Source organism: Thiothrix unzii (assembly GCF_017901175.1).
In the GTDB taxonomy this organism is placed as follows: Bacteria; Pseudomonadota; Gammaproteobacteria; order Thiotrichales; family Thiotrichaceae; genus Thiothrix; species Thiothrix unzii.
In genome coordinates, this window is the sequence record NZ_CP072793.1 from 1633234 (window position 1) to 1653686 (window position 20453).

Genomic DNA, 20453 nt, shown 5'->3' on the forward strand with positions numbered 1-20453 from the left:
AGTAAATTATTCCTAAATTTGACAAAACCCTACAAAAAATTCGTTTTTTAGTCATTTGCTGCATCCATCACGCATACTTGACCGTACAGGTAAGGTATAAGTTTTAATAAGGAACGCGGGAAATGTACAGGAAGAAGATTGCAGTCATTGGGTCTGGCATTACAGGGTTAGCTTCCGCGTGGCTACTCCATAAACAATACGATGTCACCCTGTTTGAAAAGAACGCCTACATCGGCGGGCATACCCACACCATCGACGTACCCGAAGCAGACTGCCAAGTGCCCGTCGATACCGGCTTTATCGTCTACAACGACCGCAACTACCCCAACCTCATTGGGCTATTCGCACAACTCGGCATTCCCACCCGCGACACCGATATGTCGTTCGGATTCTCGCTGAACCAAGGCGAATTGGAATATTCCGGCTCTAGCCTCAATACCCTGTTTGCACAACGCAAAAACCTGTTCCGCCTGAGCCACTGGCGTTTGCTCAAAGAAATCATGCGCTTCAACAAAGTGGCGCACCGCTTGCTCGAAAACCCCGTTGCCGTCCCCGACATGAGTTTGGGTGAAATGCTCGACGCGCATCAGTTTTCCCGCGATATGCGCGAACATTACCTGTTGCCAATGGGTGCGGCGATTTGGTCATGCCCCGTTGACACCATGCTCGCATTTCCCGCGCTCAGCTTCCTCCGCTTCTTCGCCAACCACGGTTTGATCGACATTCAAAACCGTCCCCAATGGCGCACCGTTTGCGGCGGAAGTTCTGTTTACGTGCGCAAACTTCTCGCCGAAATGGGCGACAAAATCACCATTCAATCCGGCGCAATACGTGTCGAACGCAGCACCACGCAAGCCAGCGTCTTCACCGATAGCACCCAACACGACTTTGATGCGGTGATTTTTGCCTGCCACGCCGATGAAGCATTGGCTTTACTGGCACAACCCAGCGCGGAAGAACAACGCATCCTCGGTTGCTTCCGCTACGAAAAAAACCAGACCTATTTGCACACCGATACGAATCTCATGCCCGTTAATCGCAAAGTGTGGTCGTCGTGGAATTACCTCGCCACCAGCCAGCCAGAATACGCCAACGCTCGCCAACAAATGACCGCGACCTATTGGATGAATAACCTGCAAGGGCTGGACACCAGCACCGATTATTTCGTCACCCTCAACCCGTATCAGTTGCCGCGTGACGAGCACATCATTACCGAAATGACTTACGAACACCCGATCTTCGACCAAGCTGCCGTCGCCGCCCAACCACAACTTGCCAGCCTGCAAGGGCAACAGCAGTCATGGTTCTGTGGCAGTTACCACCGCTACGGCTTCCACGAAGATGCCATCGCTTCGGCGGTGAGGGTTTGTCAGGATTTCGGCGTTACCCCGGTTTGGGTCAAAGCACAGGAAACGACGACTCCTCAGCCTGTGCTTCCGTTGTCGATAGCTGGGGCGGTCACACCATGAAAACGCTTGCACCTGCGGCTGCTGTCTTTCCCTCAACAGTCATGCACAGTCGGCGTTTTCCGGTGACTTACCGTTTCAGCTATCGCGTTTTTAGTTTGTTAGTGGACATCGACCGGCTGGATGAAGTCGGACGTACCCCACTGTTTTCCATCAACCGTTTCAACCTGTTCAGCCTTTACCAGCGTGACCACGGCGCACGCGATGGTAGTGCATGGCGCGGATGGGCGGAAACCTTGTTGCGCGAGAATGGCATTGACGCTGCTATTGGCAACATCCAGTTACTGTGTTTCCCGCGTATCTTGGGTTATGGCTTTAACCCGTTAAGTATGTGGTTCTGCCATGACACGGCGGGCAACTTGCTGGCAGCCATTTGCGAAGTGCGTAATACCTTTGGTGAACACCACCATTATTTGCTGCCGGTAGCCGCTAATGCCGCTATCGTCACCGGTAGCAAGCAGAAAGTGTTTCATGTGTCGCCCTTCATGGGGATGGATGCGCGGTATGAATTTTTCATCCATCCGCCAACTGAGACGGTAAAGATTCTAATCCACGAATACGAAGGCGATGAACTGGCACTGATTGCCAGCCAACAAGGGCAACGCCAGCCGTTTACTACTGCTGTTTTGCTGCGGCAATTTGCACTCATCCCCTTCATGACTCTGAAAGTCATGCTCTTGATTCACTGGCAAGCCCTGAAAATCTGGCTAAAAGGCGGCAAGTTTTATCGCAAGCCTGCGCCCCCAACGGAGACCGTAACCTAATGCCCTTAGAAACCACCCTGAACCCGCCATTAGTACCCCGTTTTGATCACCTGCCCACCCTGAAACGCTGGTTATTAGCAACCTTTGCCCGCATTCAATACGGGCGGCTCAGCATTCATTTGGATGGCGAATATTACGTGTTGGGGCATTCCGACGAATTGCACGCCAGCATTCACATTCACCGCCCCTTGCGCCTCGCGCTGAAATGTTTGACAAAAGGCGATTTGGGATTCGGTGAAGCCTATATTGCGGGCGATTGGTCAAGCGATCATCCGGCGGATTTGCTGACCCTGTTACTGCGCAATTGGGAACAATTCGGCAACACCTTGGATAGCCGCAAGCTGCTACGCAAACCTGCCAACTGGTTTCACCAACTGCGCCGCAACAGCGTCCGCAATAGCCGCAAGAACATTGCCCACCATTACGACATGGGCAACGATTTCTACCGCGAATGGCTAGACAGCACCATGACGTATTCGTCAGCGTTGTACACCACCCCAGAATTAACCTTGGAACAGGCGCAACGTGCCAAATATCAGCGGATTCTGGATGAATTGCAGGTGCAAGCGGGGCAAACCGTGCTGGAAATCGGTTGCGGTTGGGGCGGTTTCGCGGAAATGGCAGCCGAACAGGGCTGCAAAGTACATGGCATTACCCTTTCCAGCGAACAATTGGCTTGGGCGCAACAACGTTTGGAACGCTTCGGCGAACAAACCGTGCTGGAATTGCGCGATTACCGCCACCTGGAAGGCACTTACGACCACATTGTCTCGATTGAAATGTTTGAGGCGGTGGGCGAACAGTATTGGGAAACCTATTTCCAAACGCTGCAACGCCACCTCAAACCGGGCGGACGTGCCGTGCTGCAAATCATCACCATTGGCGATGACTGGTTTGAAACCTACCGTTCGCGGGCGGATTACATCCAACGCTATATCTTTCCCGGTGGCATGTTGCCGAACCCTGCCAACCTCGAAAAGCTGGTGGCGGGTAGTCACCTCAAGCAGATTAATCAGGTTGGTTTCGGCAAAGATTATGCGCGGACACTGCGCGAATGGGATGAACGTTTCATCGCCGCCTTGCCAACGCTGCGCCCGCTGGGGTATGACCAACGCTTTGAACGTTTGTGGCGTTATTACCTCGCGTATTGCGAAGCGGGTTTCAATGAGGAACGCATCGACGTGATTCAGGTAACGCTGGAGAAACCCTTGTCATGAAAGCCGCCCATTATCGCCAGTTGCTGTTTTACGGCTTACCGGGGCTGCCGTTGGCGATGTTGGGCTTACCCTTGTATGTGTATTTGCCGTCGTTTTATGCGCAAGAGTGGCATCTGTCACTGACGGTGATTGGCATTGCACTACTGGCGGCTCGCGGCTTTGATGTGATTACTGACCCGCTGATTGGTTGGGCAAACGACAAAATCAACAGCCGTATCGGGCGGCGCAAATTGTTCATCTTATTGGGGATGCCGTTATTGCTGGTGGGGCTGGATTATTTGCTGCGCCCCGTCGGTAATGTCGATGGACTTTACCTGTTCACCTGGTCAATGGTCACGTATTTGGGTTGGACATTGATCAGCATCCCCTGGCAAGCGTGGGGGTCGGAAATGACCCACGATTACCACGGCAAAAGTGCCTTATCCGCCAGTCGTGAGGTGTTTGCCATCCTCGGTACAGTGGTGGTGATTAGCTTGCCGTTTTTGATCGGCGCAATGGATAACATTGCACTCACGCTCGATACCCTTGCCAAGTTGTTGTGGGTGTTATTGCCCTTGAGTCTTTTTCCCGCGTTGCTGTGGTTGGTGGAACGCCGCCAAGTGCGTCGGTTCGCGCCGTTGCGCAAGGTGGGCAGCATTCTCTCCGCACATCCCGCGATACGCCAGTTGCTGCCCGCTTATTTTGTTAACAGTTTAGCCAATGCCCTGCCCGCTACCTCGTTCATTTTGTTTGTGACCCATGTATTGCAAGCCCCTGAACAGGTCGGCATGGTGCTAATGGTGTACTTCCTCAGCGGTATTGTTGGTCTCCCGCTGTGGTTGTGGCTCGCTCGGCGCATCGACAAAAGTCGGGCATGGGTATTGGCTCTTGTGTTATCGGTGGCGGCATTTGTGTGGGTTCCGTTTTTGGGCGCAGGCGATGTGTACGGGTTTCTCGCGGTTTGTGTGATCAGTGGTTTGGCGTTGGGGGCTGATATGGCGTTGCCTGCGTCAATGCAAGCCGATATTGCTCAGCAAATGGAACATCAGGGCAATCCGCAGACCGGCTTGCTGTTTGGTTTGTGGGGGTTGCTGACGAAATTGGCACTCGCTTTGGCGGTGGGGATTGCGTTTCCGTTGTTGGATTGGGCGGGCTTTGCGCAAGAGGCAGCCCTGCAAACCGATACAACTTTATTAACGATGGCTTTATTGTACGCCGGACTGCCTGTATTGCTGAAAAGCTGGGTGATTTGGCGCATGTGGCGATTTCCCTTCAGTGAAGTCGATTTTCGGGATTATTGGGAGATGAGTTATGCGAATGCGCTCTATTCTGTTCACCCTTCTGCTATTCATGATAAGCGGGTGCAGCAACATGAAGATTGAAGATTACGCCGCGTTTGAACCAAAACTGGATCTATTTGCCTATTTTCAGGGCAATACCCGTGGTTGGGGCGTGTTTCAGGATCGCAGCGGCGCGTTGAAACGCCAGTTCGTGGTCGACATCAAAGGCGAGGTCAACAAGGATGGTGAGTTGGTGATGACCGAAGATTTCGTGTGGAATGACGGCGAAATCTCCCAACGCATCTGGTACATCCGCAAACAAGACGCACACCGTTACAGCGGGCGAGCGGCGGATGTGGTCGGCGAAGCGCAAGGCGTGGCTTACGGCAATGCGCTCAATTGGCAATACGATTTGAATCTGCCGGTGGATGGCAAAGTCTGGCAGGTGCATTTCGATGATTGGATGTATTTGCAACCGGATGGCGTATTGCTGAACCGCGCAAAGATGAGCAAGTTTGGTTTCACCTTGGGTGAAGTGACGATTGCGTTCCAAAAAAAGTAAGGGGTAGCGAGATATTATAGTGTACTAGCCGTTTTTCCCGACTCCATCTACAATACAGATTCTTAACATGACATTGTTCAGGATCATTCTTCATGGCCGACACACTTGCGACAAGCATACGCCCGGATCTGTTACAGGCATTGATGGATCATGCCGAACACTGTATTACCATTGCTGAACGTGAAGGCAATGACACTATCCTGTTGTATGTTAATCGCGCCTTTGAGGAGATGACGGGCTACACATCCGACGAGTGCTTGTACAAAGATTGCCGCTTTTTGCAAAATGCTGACAACGATCAACCTGAGCTTGCTAGCATTCGTGCTGCCATTGAAAGCAATCAGCCTATAAGAGCCGTGTTACGCAATTATCGTAAAGATGGGTCGCTGTTTTGGAATGATCTGACTATTAGCCCCTATTTTGACCACGAGGAAGGCATCATGTATTACATTGGCGTACAAAAAGATGTCTCTCAAACCATTGCTTTACAAGAAGAATTGTCACAATTAAAAAAACGTCTGGCAGAATTGGAGGGCTGATAAGCGAAGGGAATATTTACGCTGCCAACCTCCCCCGCAACCAGCGCATCAACCAACCCAGCACGGGCAACTTACTGTAAATATGCTCTGCTGGATCCCAATAATCCACATGCTCGACCGCCAAACCTGCCGCATTAAACCGCACCACGCTCGTACCGGGGATTTCCCACGCCTCCCCTTTCAAAGTCTGAAAATGGTAATCCCAACGAATAAACAACACATCTCCCGCCAGCGCGTGATCCACAATCATAAAGCGCGAATGCTGGGTAGTCGCAAACATGTGCGCAAAAACTCGCGTAATCGCCACCAACCCGCGCACATCATTAAACGGGTCTTTGAACCGCGCATCCGCCGCAAAAATCCCCGCCAAACGCTCCAAGCCATCCGCCTGCAACGTCGTAAATGTCTGCAAATAACGTTCCACATGCTCCATTACGCCGCCCCCTTCGTCAGTTTGAAATACAACCAATACGGCAAGATACGCAACAGTTTCATCAAATACGCAAAGCGTTTGGGAAAGGCAATCTCGAAATTCTGGCGCGGCAAATCACGCATAATCGCTTGCGCCGCATCTTCCGCTTCCATCAAAAACGGCATTTTGAAATCGTTTTTATCAGTCAGTGGCGAACGCACAAAACCGGGGTTAACCACCCGCAACAACACGCCTCGCGCCTTCAATTCCAGATGCAACGATTCCGCCAAGCTAATCACCGCCGCTTTGCTGGCACTGTAGGGCGCGGATTTTGGCAAACCGCGATAACCCGCAATACTCGCCGTCAGCAAGATTTGCCCACGCCCCCGCGCCAACATCAACGGTAAGATCGCATCCAACCCGTTAACCATGCCCAGATAATTCACTTCGCACAGCTTACGGAATAACGCCGGATCAAAAGCATCCAACGGCATCGGGGTGTAATCACCCGCATTCAGCACGCACAACTCAATATCACCGAGTTCACGGGTAATCGCCGCCGCAGCTTCATGCAAACTTTGCGCATCGGTCACATCCAGCGGGTAAGGCGTTAACGAGGGGTTACGTGCCTGCATCGCTTGCAACGGCTCAATGCGTCGCGCACTAATCGCGACTTTCCAACCCGCCGCAGCTAACGCAAACGCGAGGGCTTGCCCAATGCCGGAACTTGCACCGACCAACCAAGCGACGGAAGGTTGAGTGTTCATCCTGCCACTATCCCCGATGCAATTAACGAACACGTCACCGCTATCGTCAGATTTCGGCGCATTTTGCGGTAATCGTCAGGCAATAATCGAAACAATAAGCGAGTATCAGCCACATAAACCAACGTCACCAAACCAGCTAGTGCGAATAACGCCCCCTGAATCGGCAACAACAACGCAAACCACGCCAACACACCCGGAACAACGCTAAACAACAGCAAATGGGTGCGTTCGCGCTGCTCTAATTTATCGAGCATTCCCAGTGTCACGCCCCAATGCACCGCCCCCAGAAAACTCAGAATAATCGCCGCATACGCCGCCAACCACCAATCCAAGCGCACATTTTCCAGCCCGGGCAAACTGGTTTCGTACATCAACGCTGCACTTAACGCCAGAAACGGCAACAAACCGCCGTAACCTAACGACCACATCAATTCGGGTAACGGGCGTGTCGTGGGCTGCATAAGGTTCTCCTGCTTTCGTTGAAACATACAACGCCACAGTGTAACGCTTATCGAGCCATTGCAGAAAAACCGGATGCGCACGGTGATTATTTGAAAGAATCAATCATTGCATCGCCGTGGTAGCACTGGGACTTGATCGCCGAGTGTGACAAACCGTTTAGCCTACTTTTATAAACTGCCAGTGCGGCAGTGAACGTCAGTGATATGCAATGGTGGGTTTACGCGCTTTTCTAAGCTGCCAGTGCGGCAGTGAACGCGCAACAGGTGATTAGAGAGGTCGATGTGTTTTTCTAAGCTGCCAGTGCGGCAGTGAACAGAATGGCATCGTCGATAAGGAGTTTACGCGGTTTCTAAGCTGCCAGTGCGGCAGTGAACGGTTGTGCTATGATTTGAGTAATCAAACACATTTTCTAAGCTGCCAGTGCGGCAGTGAACTCCACGGCATAACCTGCTGCGGCTAACGCGATTTTCTAAGCTGCCAGTGCGGCAGTGAACTATACACCACTACTAAATACTTGCCCTTGCGTTTTCTAAGCTGCCAGTGCGGCAGTGAACCACCATCACCACATCGGCAATCGTCGCCATGCTTTCTAAGCTGCCAGTGCGGCAGTGAACAGGCGTGTATTTCTTCACTGCTTTCCTGATACTTTCTAAGCTGCCAGTGCGGCAGTGAACAGTGTGTAGTCGTTGCCGATGGTGGAATTGGATTTCTAAGCTGCCAGTGCGGCAGTGAACGTTTGCGGGGGTGTGCTGATTTGGCGCACGGTTTTCTAAGCTGCCAGTGCGGCAGTGAACGCTTTGATATTGCACCAGTGGCAACTTTGCTATTTCTAAGCTGCCAGTGCGGCAGTGAACGATTCGTCGTTACCTTGCCGTCCTTGGGTTTATTTCTAAGCTGCCAGTGCGGCAGTGAACTCCATCAGCGTCATGGCCTGATTTGTCGCAACTTTCTAAGCTGCCAGTGCGGCAGTGAACGGTAAATTTACCTACCGCACTACACAGTGGCTTTTCATCGCCACCCGCCAATTTGCACCGCGCCAGCAACAACGGTTCAAACTGCGCCAGCAAGCGTTCCAACGGTCGTCCATCCGGTAAATTATCGACTTCCAGTACCAACGAAACCGTCAAATGACACCGCCCCTCCTCCACAAATGACGGGCGATTGCCATCCTTATCCAGCGGATTCGCGGTCAAACGTAACGTGCGACTGTAATTTTCCTGATGGTCTTGCATCGTGAACGCATGACTCGCGATCCCCACACCCCGAATCAGCAATTCATCAGGGTCAGCCGTCGGGTTCAAGTGGCGTTGCAGCGCATGAGCCAAACCCATAAACGCCGTGACCGCCGGAAAACCAAAGGTAAACGGGCTGGCAATCGCATTCGCGTTCTGCACCCGCAGATGTTTGAGTAACACATACTGACTCACAGCAAAAACTCCTCATGCTCACGCGCATACCCCAGCATTTCTGCCTGAAACGCCTTGACTTCGATTTCACCCAAACTCACGGCATCGCCCTGTTTTTTGCGGAAACGCTTATAGCTGGTGACGACCCACTCGCTCATGCTGCGTGTAATGGTTTCCTGCCATTGCTCTGGCGCGGGGTTACTCTCACGGTAGGCCGCATCCAACCAAAAGCGTTGCGCCGCTGGTAAACGAAAACCTTCCGCCCCCGACCAACCCGCTGGCTGCTGTTGCAACAACACTGCCCGCCCCATGACCCAATCAAACAATTGCTCAATACGCCGCTGCCGGTATTGGCGAATCTCGACGTTGTTGTAATCGGTCAGCAATAACTTGTGCAGGGCGGTGATGATCTCGCTCCAGTCCGCATCCCAACGTAACCATTGGAAAAAATCCGCTTTCGGCAAATGCAGGTAATGCTGCTGCAATTCCGGCGGAAAACACTGCATCAACCACGCCTCTCCGCCGTTATTGCTATTCAGCTTGCTGATGTTTTGCGGCTTCGTCCCACCGAAATGCAGGGTCAGCAACCCCGTCATATCGGCAAAACCCTGTTCGTGGAATAGCTCCTTACGCCGCGCTTCCCGTGCTGCTTTGGTCGCCTCGGAAAACTTCATCTGGCGCAAACGTTCGCGGTGTTCCGTCATCAAACCGGACGGGTACAATACCGACAGCAAGTGATAACCCTCTGCCACCGGAAAATACACCTGCTTCACATTGGTATGCGTTTTCGCGCCCCCATCCACCGCTTTGATTTGCAAAAACGCTGTGCGCCACGCAGCAAACGTTTCCTCACCCACCGCTAACAAGGCTTTCAGAACAGCACTGTTGGCTTCAAAGTGTTCCAAGACGCTACGCCCATCGTCCAACACAACAGAAAGGAAAGCGTACACATCCAACGCTGCCGCATTGCCCACCACATCCTGCCCCGACTTCGCATTGCCGGAACGCACATAACCATCAGCAGCATATTCACCCGCAAACAACACGGGCGTAATTCGTGCATCGGGGTGGCTAAACTTGCCGGGGTGCGAAACCAGACTGAGCTGTGCGGCACGATTTGCAGCACTTGCACCCCACACCGCTATCTGAAACTCCTGCTCAATTTCCGCGACGGGTTTCTTCGCCTCTTTCAGCGGCTTCTGCTTACGCTTTTCCAAAAAATCGACAATCGGGTTTATCATGCACCTTTTCTCCGTCGTTCAAATCCAAGCTCTGGGATAAACACAAAATGCTGTTCACCCTCCTTGTCCGGCAGGCGAATCTCGCCCAAGAATTCGCAAGTACGGCGCGTGCTATAGCCCAAGGTGCGCCGCTGTTCTTCAATCAAATCGGGGTAATCCAGTGTCAACCACAACCGCTCCCGTAATTCAGGTTCAAGCGTTTCAATATGCAGGTTATGCGCTTGCTTACCCTGCACGCCCTCTTCAAGCGGCTGGCGTAATACTAACTCCCCCTCTTCGATATGCAGCTTATAGGCTTCATCCTGCTCAGAATCGCGGAAGCGCGTCACTTGTTGCGCCAAACTGGTGAGGTAAAACGCCCCCTGCGTCCAACCCTGTACGGTTTTAGGCGTGAAATCCGCTTTGGTCATAATGTCTTGCAACACCTGATGTTCCAAGTCTGACAAGCTTGTCGTGGGCTGCAATGTATCCGCACATTGAATACGCGGCGCAGCATCGACCCGTTCCGCCAAGGCTTGCGTATCCAGCAAATCAGTCAAACGGTGCGTCGCCAGCGGATAACGGGAACTCTCATAACCCGGTTGCTGGAACACTACTTTTTGTTGCCCCACAAAGCCCTTCAGGTTGTATTCCATCAGCAGCAGATTCGCCCCCTCCAAACCGCTCACCACCCGATGCCGCATTACCCGCCCCGCCATCTGGATAATCGAACGCAACGACGACGGCTCAATCACCGCCCAATCCAGATCGTGATCACGCCCGACTTCCTCAACCGGCGTTGCCACCAAGATGAAAATCAGGTTGGGTTTGGTGCAATGCTGCAAGTGCTGCTTGATCAGCAAATTATCCTGCGGTTGGCGGTTTTGCTTGCGGTTGAGGACGCTATCCAGATGCTTTTCCTGCTCAGAACGCAGCAATAACACCTGACGACTGTGATACGGCATCACCCGAATTTCTACATCTTCCGGCAATTCACAACCCAACAAATAGCGGCTCAAGTTGATACACGGGTCAACATTCGCCACCCGCACCACACCGACAGACAAGCGTTTACCCGTCGCCTGATCTTCAACTCCATATTGCCGATGCAGGCTAATCGCACTGTTCAACACCTGCTGAAACCAATGCTGCTGCAAATCTTCGGTTTGAATACCTTCGCGTGACAAAGGCAACACACGGGCTTTGCGCCTGACTTGCGTTTCCCGCGCCAAGGCTTTCAAACGCTTGCCGACAAAGGCTTGATGTGCTGACCGAAAGCTCTCTTCATCCGTCACCAGTTGCACGTTATTGCCGAACTCATCCAGCCAGAAAGCCGTCACACCCGCTTTGCGCTGGCGACTCGCGGCAAACAACTTCCAACCCTGCTGATACGCATGAAACAAGCCTTCGGCAATCGCAGGCGGAATCGTCGCCGAGGAAATCATTACCTTACGCCCCAACATCCCGCTCAGGTGCACCAAACGTGCAATCGCAGGCAAATCCTGCTGATCAAAATCATCCACCTCATCAATCACCAAATCCGCCGACATCAGCCGCAAAGTCGGCAAAATATGCTTCCCGCCATTCACGCCTTCGGTGGCTGGCATCAAATGGTCGATGGTCGATACCACTACAGGTGCGTACAACAGACTTTTGCTTTTGGTATCACGCAACACCGTACTCAAACGCTCATCCGGCACGGCACTTTCGTACACAATTTCCATGCCTTCGCTCAGGGAACGCGCCGATGCTGAACCAGACGTTTCCACCTCATCCTCGCCCCCCGCGTGTTGCCCATCTTGACGTTGTTCATGCAGAAAGCGCACCGCCGCCGAACCGATCAATACCGCCAATTCGGTATTATCCAACTTGAGCTTGTCGCGGTATTCATCCCCCGTTTGCAAGGTCAGGGTACGCAACCCCAACGCAAGGTTGTAACGCAGGCTGTTATCGTCGTGCAGTGCTGCCATAACTTTGGCATTAGCGAAGGTTTTACCGCAGCCGGTACTCGCCATATTGACGGCAAAGAAACCGTTTTCCGCCAGCGCGTGTGCTTTGCGCCATGTTGCTAAGGCTTGTACCGCTTTGTTCTGCCAAGCAAAGGCGGGTGGTGACGGTTTACGCAGTGCTCGTACATCCCGCGCTCGCGGCAATTCTTTTTCAAATGCTGGCAGCAAATGACCAATTTTCAGCGCGGCATCAGCAACCTTGACCAGATGTTCATCGAGTTGCTGTTTGAGTGGGCGGTTGCCCTCTTTATCCTTACCCGTATTGGCATAGAGCTGCATATCACTGCGCCACTGCGGGTCTTTTTCCTGCGAGGAATAATGATGATCGCCCAACATCAACGCCAGCCGCGCCAAGGTCAGCAACAAGCGTTCCACCGCTTCCGCCTCATCCAACAAACTCAGTACAGCTTGCGCTTTACCCGCCCAACGCGCTGCTTCTTTACACCAAGGGTCAGACAGCAGCGGCAAACCATTCGCAAACTTCCAATCCTTTTTCTCAGCAAACACCCAAGCAAAGTCTTTGATGTAACCCATCTCGCGGGAAATACACTCCAGCAACGCTTGCCGTTTGACTGGCTTGTTCCCATTGGAAAACGGAATAGCTTCGGACTTGTCCCACTGAAAACGCGGCAACTTGTGGTGCGTCACAATCAGCCAAGCCACCCACGTTGCCAGCCGTGACTGAGCGAAACCTGTTTCAAATGGATAATCCGCATCGGCTTTACTGGGTAGCGCATCCGCCAGCAGCTTTTTCATAAAAGCCTGCCGCGCTTTAGCATTCATGGCTTTGAGTGCCAGCGTATCTGCCAACCATTCCTGATCCGTTTTGCCGCTCACCAAGGCTTTGAACAACAGCAACGAAATCCATTCATGCCGGATAGGGTCACGCTTATTTTTATTGTTCGGGTTTGCCAGCATCCCCTGAAAATGATCCCACGACTTACCAAAATCATGGAACAACGCGGCAAGCGCAATCAGCACTTTCAGCAAAGGCAGGAAACGCCAGTCGTCTTCCCAATCTTCCTTGTGCAAATCCCGCTGGGTACGGTTGACCGGCACATTACCAAATTCATCAAACTGACGACGGTTGCCCACAATCCACACCAATTCAGTGCGGCTCGTGCCACGCATCCGATGACACGACACCGCCGTGGTTTTGCGGGCAGTTTTAGCGAGGCGCGAACGTACCGCGTTCAAACCTTCCTGTGTAATCACCGTCTGCCAAGTGCGTTCCCCAATCCGGTTAGCGTAGGCATCCAGCACTTGGCGGGTAATATCGAGGGACTTTTTCTGGCATTGCGACACAAAGGTTACGATCATGACAAAGACTCGCCGAGTTGTGCCGCCTCTTTCACCACATCAAACATAAAGTCCAACGCCTCATGTTGGGTGAAACCTTGCAAACACATCTGGCGGAACTCCTGTTCTTTCGCCCCCTGTTCGGCGGCAATAAACGCCAGCGGCAACACAATCGCATCCTTGATCAAGTCCGCCACATCGAATACCAATGCACCCCGCCGCGTCTTGCCGTGCATCACCGCAAAGCCATGCGGAATGCCCAACACCCACAAGCAGGTTGCCGCCAAGCCATAGGCCAAATAGTTACCGTGATTGAGGAACTGGTTTGCCAAGTCCAGTTCTTCCGGCTCATGAGAACGTACAAACTCGGCGGTATTAGTGCGGTTAGCAGCAAACTTGTAGAGTGCTTTGGTTAAACGCGCTTCCGACTGCAATAACTGCGTCACATCTGGGCTGTTGCCAATATCCTGCTGACAACGTTTCAGGGATTTTTCCAGCTCAAAATCATTCAAGGAAAAATCGTAACGGCGTAACTCTTTGTCTTTGCTCCAAACATGATCTAGGAAAGCGAGGCGTTTAGTTTGCAAAAAGCGGGCAATATTTAAACGCTTTTGCGCATCAAACCAAAAAGACATCCAGCTTTGCAGGTATTCGGTCGGGCGGTATTCGCTTTGTGGGGAAAGCCATTCAATTTCAGTGGCGGCTAACAATGGCGTGCCACCGCCCCCGCTAAAGCCCAGCATGACACCCGCCCCGCATAACATTCTGACAGCGGCTTGCGTGAGTGACGTTCCCGTACCCAGCAAAACCACCGTGGTGTTGGCGATGGGGATGTTCCAATACTGATTTTCATCGTCAGTAGGTGTCAGGAAAACAACCCGACCACCTTTGACCATGACACGGCAGTGTTCGAGGTAATAGATGTTTGCCCGCTTCGAATGCAGGATTTCTTTTTGCCCGGAATAAGTTTGGTTGCTCATGATGGCTCCCGATGAGGATTTATAGGCTTATAGCATATAAATTATCAAGGCCACTAGCGGGATAGAAACAACTGCGAATACGTTTGCCCATTACTGATCAGAATGGCTCAGGCATAAAAAAACCCGCTGTAATGCGGGTTTCAGGATGTTTTAGAACGTCACCGTTCAATAATATGGCGGAGAGCGAGGGATTCGAACCCCCGGAGGTTTAACCCTCAACGGTTTTCAAGACCGCCGCCTTCGACCACTCGACCAGCTCTCCGAAGGCTGCGAATAATACGCAATGTGCGAACCAATTTCCAGCTTTTTTTCACGCATCGGAAACGCGCAGTGTCTGTCAGCCGACCAGTGGCTATGATAGAATCGCCGCTTTGCTGTACCGAAAGAGACAGGTCTTAATGGATTCAACTAAACCTTCGCTGACTTACCGTGATGCTGGCGTAGATATTGACGCAGGCAACAGTTTGGTCGAACGCATCAAACCCTTGGCACAACGCACCAAACGCCCCGAAATGCTGGGCGGCATTGGTGGTTTTGGTGCTTTGATGTCGATCCCTTCACATTACAAAAACCCAGTGTTGGTTTCTGGCACAGACGGTGTTGGCACAAAACTGAAACTCGCGATTGATACCGGCATTTTCGACACTATCGGAATAGATTTGGTAGCGATGTGCGTGAATGACATTGTGGTCAGTGGTGCTGAACCGTTGTTTTTCCTTGATTATTACGCGACAGGTAAACTGGACGTGGATGCCGCAGAACAAGTTGTCAGTGGTATCGCTGAAGGCTGTTTGCAAGCCGGTGCGGCCTTGGCTGGCGGCGAAACCGCTGAAATGCCGGGGATGTACCGCGAAGGCGATTTTGACCTAGCAGGCTTCTGCGTGGGCGTGGTCGAGCGTGACAAAATCCTTGATCATTCTTTGGTTCACCGCAATGACGTATTGATCGGTCTTGGTTCAAGCGGCCCGCATTCTAACGGCTACTCATTGATCCGTAAGATTTTGGAAGTGAGCGGCGACGCGCTGGATACACCGTTCGGCGAAAGCACCTTAGGGCGTACTTTGCTGGAACCCACCCGCATTTACGTTAAATTGTTGCTCACTTTACTGCGCCAATACGATATTCACGCGCTGGCACACATTACCGGCGGTGGTTTGACAGAAAATTTACCGCGCGTATTACCTGCCCGCAGCATGGCTAAAATCAGCCTCAGCAGTTGGCAGCGTCCTGCGATTTTCGATTGGTTGCAAAGCAAAGGCGGGGTTTCTGAAGAAGAAATGCTGCGCACCTTTAACTGCGGCATTGGCATGATTTTAGCCGTTCCCGCAGAACAGGCTGAAGACATTATGACCGCTTGCCGTTTGGACAACGTGCCTGCATGGCAAATTGGTCACATGGCAGCCTCTGAAACTGAGAATCCGTTTGTCCAGTATGTCGATTGAAAATGATGCAGCACTACCAAGTTTGGTGGTGCTGATTTCCGGCAGCGGTAGCAATCTGCAATCGCTGATGGATGCGATTAGCGCGGGCAGAATGACAGCACGTATTGCGGCGGTGATTAGCAATAAAGCTGATGCCTACGGTTTACAGCGTGCCACGCAGGCTGGTATCCCTACGCAGATTATTGATCACACCCAATTTGCCGGACGTGAAGCTTTCGATCAAGCATTGCAACAGTGTATTGATCAGTTTAAGCCGGATCTGGTTATTTTGGCGGGCTTTATGCGCATCCTTACCGCCGATTTCGTGCGTCATTACAGCGGTAAAATGCTCAATATCCACCCTTCCCTGTTACCGTTATACAAAGGCATCAATACCCATCAACGGGTGTTGGACGACAAAGCGCGTGAACACGGTGTCAGCGTGCATTTTGTCACCCCGGAACTCGACGGCGGCCCGGTCATCATGCAGGCAAAAGTGCCGGTGTTACCCAGCGATACCGCGCAAAGTCTGGCACAACGGGTACAAGAGCAGGAACATCACATTTACCCGCGTGTGGCAAAGTGGTTTGTGGAAGGCAGGTTGAAACTGGAAGGCAATCAGGTAATGCTGGACGGGAACGCTTTGCAGCGTCCCGTTCAACACATGAGCGGCTAGTTAACCGAAATGGCAAACGTAATGCAGGTTTTCTAGGGTTTCAATGTCAAAGGCTGAATCACCTGCGACATTGAACGATTCCCCGCCTGCGTATTCCTGCCATGCATCGCTGCCAGCCATACGTACCCGGCAACGACCTTGCAGCAGTTCCATGATTTCCGGCGCACCGGTATTGAATGTCAGCGTTGAAGGCAAAATTACCCCCACGCTTTTGCGCGTACCATCCGCCAACACCACCGTGTGACTGACGCACTTACCATCAAAATACACATTTGCGGTTTTCACCACACTGACATTATCAAACTGACTCATAAACTTCCTTTCACGTTAATCGGGGGGTAAATCATTGCCCCGCAATTGTCATTTTATCAATCAAAATCGAACCGGTACGAATACTACCACGCTCATCCACATCATCCCCAATGGCAACAATGCCTTTGAACATGTCTTTGAGGTTGCCCGCAATGGTCACTTCTTCTACCGGATGCACAATCATGCCATTTTCAACCCAATAGCCCACCGCGCCGCGTGAATAATCACCGGTAATACCGTTAACACCGCTGCCAATTAACTCTGTTACCATCAAGCCTGTGCCCATTTGTTGCAACAGGTCAATGAACGTAACGCCGGTATCGGCTAACAGCAAATTACTCGTGCCGCTGGCATTGCCGGTGCTCGTCATGCCCAATTTACGCGCACTGTAACTGCCAAGGAAATAGCCTTGAATAATGCCATCTTTGACAATATCGCGCTGTTGTGTAGCAACACCTTCCGCATCGTAGGAACGGCTGGCTAATGCTTGCGGAATTAAGGGGTCTTCACGCAATTGCACAAAATCAGGGAATACTTGCTGCCCGATCGAATCCAGCAAGAAACTGGCTTTACGGTACTGCGAACCGCCGCTGATCGCACCAGCTAAATTCCCAATCAGGCCACGAGCCAATTGCGGCACAAATAATACCGGGGCTTCACGGGTAGACAACGAGCGTGCATGTAATCGCCGCACCGCACGTTGCGCGGCTTCCGCACCAACCGTATCAGCACTTTCCAAATGTCCGGGTACACGCGAAACGCTGTACCAATAATCGCGCTGCATTGAGTCACCGTCTTGCGCCACCACCGCACAACTCAGGGAGTGGCGGGTTGCGTGACTGATTCCCATAAAATGATGGCTGTTGGCGTAAAGGCTCAACCCTGCGTAACTATCAACACCCGCCCCTTCGCTATTGGTAATGCGTTTATCGTGTTCACGCGCTACCGCTTCTGCCTGCAATGCAGTTTCAATCGCCAACGGCGCGTCTAATTCCCACGGGTGGTACAAATCCAGCTTCGGGAACGCGCTCGCCATCTGTTCCGGTTCTGCCAAGCCGTTGAAATCGTCTTCAGAAGTGTAACGCGCAATCCGGCACGCCGCTTCCAAGGTATCTTCCAATGCTTGCGGGGAAAAGTCAGCAGTGGAGGCAAAGCCTTTGCGATGCCCGAAATACACGGTGAGGTTAATGCCCTGATCACGGTGGTATTGCAGTTTATCCACCTGCCCCATACGCACTTCCACGGATAAACCCGTGCCTTTATCAATCTCCAGTTCCGCTGCGGTAGCACCTTTGGCTTTAGCGGCATTCAATACACGCTCTGCCATTGCCTGAAATTCAGTCGCAACATCGAAACGGTTTTCCAATTCAATCATGGTTGTTATCCTTTATGCTGCCGCTGTGCCGCCAACGGTAATTCCGTCGATGCGCAATGTGGGCTGCCCCACGCCTACCGGAACGCTTTGCCCGTCTTTACCGCACACCCCAACCCCTGTATCCAATTGCAGGTCGTTACCTACCATGCTTACGCGGGTTAATACGTCTGGGCCGTTACCAATCAAAGTGGCATTTTTGAGCGGTTTACCCAACTTGCCATTTTCAATTTGATAGGCTTCGGATGCTGAAAACACGAACTTACCAGAAGTAATGTCTACCTGCCCGCCAGAGAAGTTAACCGCATAAATACCTTTTTCCACCGAAGCAATAATCTCCGCCGGATCGTATTCACCGGGACGCATGTAAGTATTGGTCATGCGCGGCATTGGCAGGTTGGAATAAGACTGTCGCCGCCCGTTGCCGGTGGATTGCGTCCCCATTAGGGCGGCATTTTGGCGGTCGTATAAATAACCTTTGAGAATACCGTCTTCAATCAAGGTGGTGCATTGGGTTTGCGTACCTTCATCGTCCACGCTTAGGGAACCACGGCGTTGATCCAGCGTCCCGTCGTCAACCACGGTAATACCTTTCGCTGCGACTTGCTCACCGATACGCCCTGCAAAAGCCGAGGTTCCTTTGCGGTTAAAGTCACCTTCCAAACCGTGACCAATCGCTTCGTGTAACAATACACCCGGCCAACCGTTACCCAATACCACTGTCATGCTACCGGCAGGCGCGGCTTCGGCATCCAAATTAATCAATGCCTTGCGTACCGCATCTTCGGCGTATTCCTGCGCTTTGTTGCCGTTGGTGAAAAAATCGAGGTTAAAACGACCGCCACCGCCGGAACTGGCACTTTCAGTTTGCCCCTTGCGCTCCACAATCACTGAGACATTGGCGCGTACCAACGGGCGAATATCCGCCGTCATGCGTCCGGTTTCGTCAATAATGAGGATGATTTCATGCGCTGCGACGATACTCGCCATCACTTGCTGCACGTAGGGGCTAGTTGCACGTGCAATGCTGTCGATTTCCCGCAAGAATGCAATCTTATCGCTTTCTGACAGGGAAGCCAGCGGGTCATCCTGTGCATACAATGCCCGTGATGGTGTGGCGACACGCCATGTATTGACCGTGCCAGACTGCCCTGCACTGCTGATCGCCCGCGCTGCTTTGGCTGATTCCAATAAGGCGGGGAAGCTGATTTCGCCGCTGTAGGCAAAGCCGGTTTGCTCACCACACACCGAGCGCACCCCGACACCTTGTTCAATGCTATAACTGCCGCTTTTAATAATGCCTTCCTCCAAACCCCACGATTCGTAGCGGGCGGACTGGAAATACAAATCGGCAAGCGTGGTGTCTTTCGTCAGTAATTGACCAAAGACTTGCGCCAACTGCGCCTCATCCAAGCCATTGCTGGCAAAGAAGGCTTCACGGGCTAAATCAATCGCTGGTTTCATGGTGTTCCTGATTCAATGTTTTTGGGCGGGCAGCGGTGGGAAAGCACCGGGAAGGTTTTGCGAGTTTGTTCCAAAGCCTCAAGATCAATGTCAATCATGACAATGCCTGCTTCTTTATCCAGAACATCACGCACCCGCCCCCAGTAATCCACCATCATGCTGTGACCGTAAGTCGTGCGTCCGTTGACATGATAGCCACCTTGTCCCGGAGCCACCACGTAACATAAATTTTCAATCGCACGGGCGCGTAACAGCACTTCCCAATGCGCTTTGCCGGTCACGTCAGTAAAAGCAGACGGAATCACAAAAATTTGCGCACCCTGCTCTGATAAATGCCGGAATAATTCGGGGAAGCGTAAATCGTAACAAACCGCCATCCCCACTTTACCGAAAGGCGTGTCGACCACCACAGGCTTATTACCCGGCATGGTGGTGTCGCTTTCGGTATACACCTCTTGATTTTCACTGAGCATGACATCGAACAGGTGAATTTTATTGTAACGCGCTACCACTTCGCCTTTAGCATTGTACATTAGGGAAGCCGCGTAAACCCGCGCCTCATCCTCAGAACGCAACGGCAAGGTTCCGCCGACGAGCCATACGCCGTATTTTTTCGCTTGCTGGCTGAGAAATGCCTGAATCGGCCCGTTACCAAAGACTTCGGCAACCTTTACCCGCTCGGCTTCCGTTACACCCATGATCGCAAACGTTTCTGGCAATACCACCATTTTCGCGCCACGATCCGCAGCTTCTTTAATCAGCCGTCCAGCTTCCATCAGATTGGCTTGAACCTGTGGGCCAGCCGCCATTTGTACTGCTGCAATTAATGTCATGCCGTTCTCCTAG

General features: G+C 52.2%; 18 protein-coding genes, 1 tRNA gene, 1 pseudogene and 1 CRISPR repeat array. Of the genes and pseudogenes, 8 read left to right on the forward strand and 12 right to left on the reverse strand.

The window, feature by feature from the left end:
• The first annotated feature begins 122 nt into the window (after window positions 1-122).
• From J9260_RS08285 to J9260_RS08310, 6 genes are all read left to right on the forward strand, one after another.
• Window positions 123-1469 carry an NAD(P)/FAD-dependent oxidoreductase gene (locus J9260_RS08285; protein ID WP_210220535.1) on the forward strand — a complete coding sequence of 449 codons (1347 nt, stop codon included), beginning with the start codon at window positions 123-125 and terminating at the stop codon, window positions 1467-1469.
• Entirely contained in the window at window positions 1466-2230 is a 765-nt protein-coding gene (locus J9260_RS08290; protein ID WP_210220536.1) for a DUF1365 domain-containing protein, read from the forward strand. Before J9260_RS08285 ends, J9260_RS08290 begins: the two co-directional genes overlap by 4 nt.
• Window positions 2230-3447 (forward strand): SAM-dependent methyltransferase, encoded by a 1218-nt coding sequence (locus J9260_RS08295; protein WP_210220537.1) that lies wholly within the window; start codon window positions 2230-2232, stop codon window positions 3445-3447. The genes J9260_RS08290 and J9260_RS08295 overlap by 1 nt, the downstream gene beginning before the upstream one ends.
• Entirely contained in the window at window positions 3444-4808 is a 1365-nt protein-coding gene (locus J9260_RS08300) for an MFS transporter (protein ID WP_210220538.1), read from the forward strand. Before J9260_RS08295 ends, J9260_RS08300 begins: the two co-directional genes overlap by 4 nt.
• The gene (locus tag J9260_RS08305; RefSeq protein WP_246499707.1) at window positions 4798-5268 is read left to right on the forward strand and encodes a DUF3833 domain-containing protein; all 471 of its coding nucleotides are present in this window, start codon (window positions 4798-4800) and stop codon (window positions 5266-5268) included. The genes J9260_RS08300 and J9260_RS08305 overlap by 11 nt, the downstream gene beginning before the upstream one ends.
• 92 nt (window positions 5269-5360) lie before the next feature.
• Complete coding sequence (locus J9260_RS08310; RefSeq protein ID WP_210220540.1) at window positions 5361-5807, forward strand: PAS domain-containing protein; 447 nt, start codon at window positions 5361-5363, stop codon at window positions 5805-5807.
• Between the two features lie 16 nt (window positions 5808-5823).
• Here the strand turns inward: J9260_RS08310 and J9260_RS08315 are convergent, their stop codons facing one another.
• The 8 genes and pseudogenes from J9260_RS08315 to J9260_RS08350 all read right to left on the reverse strand — a co-directional run bounded on the left by J9260_RS08315 (window position 5824) and on the right by J9260_RS08350 (window position 14624).
• Window positions 5824-6240 carry a nuclear transport factor 2 family protein gene (locus J9260_RS08315; RefSeq protein WP_210220541.1) on the reverse strand — a complete coding sequence of 139 codons (417 nt, stop codon included), beginning with the start codon at window positions 6238-6240 and terminating at the stop codon, window positions 5824-5826.
• Complete coding sequence (locus J9260_RS08320) at window positions 6240-6986, reverse strand: SDR family NAD(P)-dependent oxidoreductase (protein WP_210220542.1); 747 nt, start codon at window positions 6984-6986, stop codon at window positions 6240-6242. The genes J9260_RS08315 and J9260_RS08320 overlap by 1 nt, the downstream gene beginning before the upstream one ends.
• Entirely contained in the window at window positions 6983-7447 is a 465-nt protein-coding gene (locus tag J9260_RS08325; RefSeq protein WP_246499709.1) for a DUF3429 domain-containing protein, read from the reverse strand. The genes J9260_RS08320 and J9260_RS08325 overlap by 4 nt, the downstream gene beginning before the upstream one ends.
• Window positions 7448-7614: 167 nt before the next feature.
• Window positions 7615-8422: a CRISPR direct-repeat array (repeat unit 28 nt; unit sequence TTTCTAAGCTGCCAGTGCGGCAGTGAAC).
• A 96-nt stretch (window positions 8423-8518) separates the two neighbouring features.
• Window positions 8519-8875, reverse strand: a pseudogene (locus J9260_RS18895) (type I-F CRISPR-associated protein Csy2); the annotation flags it as partial.
• On the reverse strand, window positions 8872-10095 hold the full coding sequence (gene csy1, locus J9260_RS08335) for a type I-F CRISPR-associated protein Csy1 (RefSeq protein WP_210220543.1): 1224 nt from the start codon (window positions 10093-10095) through the stop codon (window positions 8872-8874). The gene csy1 and the pseudogene J9260_RS18895, both read right to left, overlap by 4 nt.
• Window positions 10092-13403: a type I-F CRISPR-associated helicase Cas3f gene (gene cas3f, locus J9260_RS08340; protein WP_210220544.1), complete on the reverse strand. Its 3312-nt coding sequence runs from the start codon at window positions 13401-13403 to the stop codon at window positions 10092-10094. Before cas3f ends, csy1 begins: the two co-directional genes overlap by 4 nt.
• Window positions 13400-14362, reverse strand: a complete 963-nt coding sequence (cas1f, locus tag J9260_RS08345) for a type I-F CRISPR-associated endonuclease Cas1f (RefSeq protein ID WP_210220545.1) — start codon at window positions 14360-14362, stop codon at window positions 13400-13402. The genes cas3f and cas1f overlap by 4 nt, the downstream gene beginning before the upstream one ends.
• Window positions 14363-14536: 174 nt before the next feature.
• Window positions 14537-14624 (reverse strand) — tRNA-Ser (locus J9260_RS08350).
• A 136-nt stretch (window positions 14625-14760) separates the two neighbouring features.
• Here J9260_RS08350 and purM point away from each other — a divergent pair.
• Together purM and purN are read left to right on the forward strand one after the other, a co-directional pair.
• Complete coding sequence (purM, locus tag J9260_RS08355) at window positions 14761-15804, forward strand: phosphoribosylformylglycinamidine cyclo-ligase (protein WP_210220546.1); 1044 nt, start codon at window positions 14761-14763, stop codon at window positions 15802-15804.
• Window positions 15794-16459 (forward strand): phosphoribosylglycinamide formyltransferase, encoded by a 666-nt coding sequence (gene purN, locus J9260_RS08360; RefSeq protein ID WP_210220547.1) that lies wholly within the window; start codon window positions 15794-15796, stop codon window positions 16457-16459. Before purM ends, purN begins: the two co-directional genes overlap by 11 nt.
• Here purN and ppnP read toward each other — a convergent pair whose 3' ends face one another.
• The 4 genes from ppnP to J9260_RS08380 are packed head-to-tail and all read right to left on the reverse strand — an operon-like array spanning window position 16460 to window position 20440.
• Window positions 16460-16771 carry a pyrimidine/purine nucleoside phosphorylase gene (gene ppnP, locus J9260_RS08365; RefSeq protein ID WP_210220548.1) on the reverse strand — a complete coding sequence of 104 codons (312 nt, stop codon included), beginning with the start codon at window positions 16769-16771 and terminating at the stop codon, window positions 16460-16462.
• A gap of 31 nt (window positions 16772-16802) precedes the next feature.
• Window positions 16803-18146, reverse strand: coding sequence for a metalloprotease PmbA (gene pmbA, locus J9260_RS08370; RefSeq protein ID WP_210220549.1), 1344 nt, complete (start codon window positions 18144-18146; stop codon window positions 16803-16805).
• Between the two features lie 12 nt (window positions 18147-18158).
• The gene (tldD, locus tag J9260_RS08375; RefSeq protein ID WP_210220550.1) at window positions 18159-19607 is read right to left on the reverse strand and encodes a metalloprotease TldD; all 1449 of its coding nucleotides are present in this window, start codon (window positions 19605-19607) and stop codon (window positions 18159-18161) included.
• A complete protein-coding gene (locus J9260_RS08380; protein ID WP_210220551.1) occupies window positions 19604-20440 on the reverse strand; it encodes a carbon-nitrogen hydrolase family protein in 837 nt (278 codons plus the stop codon). The genes tldD and J9260_RS08380 overlap by 4 nt, the downstream gene beginning before the upstream one ends.
• Between the last annotated feature and the right edge of the window lie 13 nt (window positions 20441-20453).

Excerpts from the sequence above, each read along its gene's own strand:
- J9260_RS08295 (WP_210220537.1), top strand. The coding sequence starts at position 2,230 with ATGCCCTTAGAAACCACCCTGAACCCGCCATTAGTACCCCGTTTTGAT.
- cas3f (WP_210220544.1), bottom strand. The coding sequence starts at position 13,403 with ATGATCGTAACCTTTGTGTCGCAATGCCAGAAAAAGTCCCTCGATATT.
- J9260_RS08310 (WP_210220540.1), top strand. The coding sequence starts at position 5,361 with ATGGCCGACACACTTGCGACAAGCATACGCCCGGATCTGTTACAGGCA.
- J9260_RS08285 (WP_210220535.1), top strand. The coding sequence starts at position 123 with ATGTACAGGAAGAAGATTGCAGTCATTGGGTCTGGCATTACAGGGTTA.
- J9260_RS08305 (WP_246499707.1), top strand. The coding sequence starts at position 4,798 with ATGAAGATTGAAGATTACGCCGCGTTTGAACCAAAACTGGATCTATTT.
- purM (WP_210220546.1), top strand. The coding sequence starts at position 14,761 with ATGGATTCAACTAAACCTTCGCTGACTTACCGTGATGCTGGCGTAGAT.
- tldD (WP_210220550.1), bottom strand. The coding sequence starts at position 19,607 with ATGAAACCAGCGATTGATTTAGCCCGTGAAGCCTTCTTTGCCAGCAAT.
- J9260_RS08290 (WP_210220536.1), top strand. The coding sequence starts at position 1,466 with ATGAAAACGCTTGCACCTGCGGCTGCTGTCTTTCCCTCAACAGTCATG.
- J9260_RS08300 (WP_210220538.1), top strand. The coding sequence starts at position 3,444 with ATGAAAGCCGCCCATTATCGCCAGTTGCTGTTTTACGGCTTACCGGGG.
- pmbA (WP_210220549.1), bottom strand. The coding sequence starts at position 18,146 with ATGATTGAATTGGAAAACCGTTTCGATGTTGCGACTGAATTTCAGGCA.
- J9260_RS08315 (WP_210220541.1), bottom strand. The coding sequence starts at position 6,240 with ATGGAGCATGTGGAACGTTATTTGCAGACATTTACGACGTTGCAGGCG.
- J9260_RS08320 (WP_210220542.1), bottom strand. The coding sequence starts at position 6,986 with ATGAACACTCAACCTTCCGTCGCTTGGTTGGTCGGTGCAAGTTCCGGC.
- cas1f (WP_210220545.1), bottom strand. The coding sequence starts at position 14,362 with ATGAGCAACCAAACTTATTCCGGGCAAAAAGAAATCCTGCATTCGAAG.
- csy1 (WP_210220543.1), bottom strand. The coding sequence starts at position 10,095 with ATGATAAACCCGATTGTCGATTTTTTGGAAAAGCGTAAGCAGAAGCCG.
- purN (WP_210220547.1), top strand. The coding sequence starts at position 15,794 with ATGTCGATTGAAAATGATGCAGCACTACCAAGTTTGGTGGTGCTGATT.
- ppnP (WP_210220548.1), bottom strand. The coding sequence starts at position 16,771 with ATGAGTCAGTTTGATAATGTCAGTGTGGTGAAAACCGCAAATGTGTAT.
- J9260_RS08325 (WP_246499709.1), bottom strand. The coding sequence starts at position 7,447 with ATGCAGCCCACGACACGCCCGTTACCCGAATTGATGTGGTCGTTAGGT.
- J9260_RS08380 (WP_210220551.1), bottom strand. The coding sequence starts at position 20,440 with ATGACATTAATTGCAGCAGTACAAATGGCGGCTGGCCCACAGGTTCAA.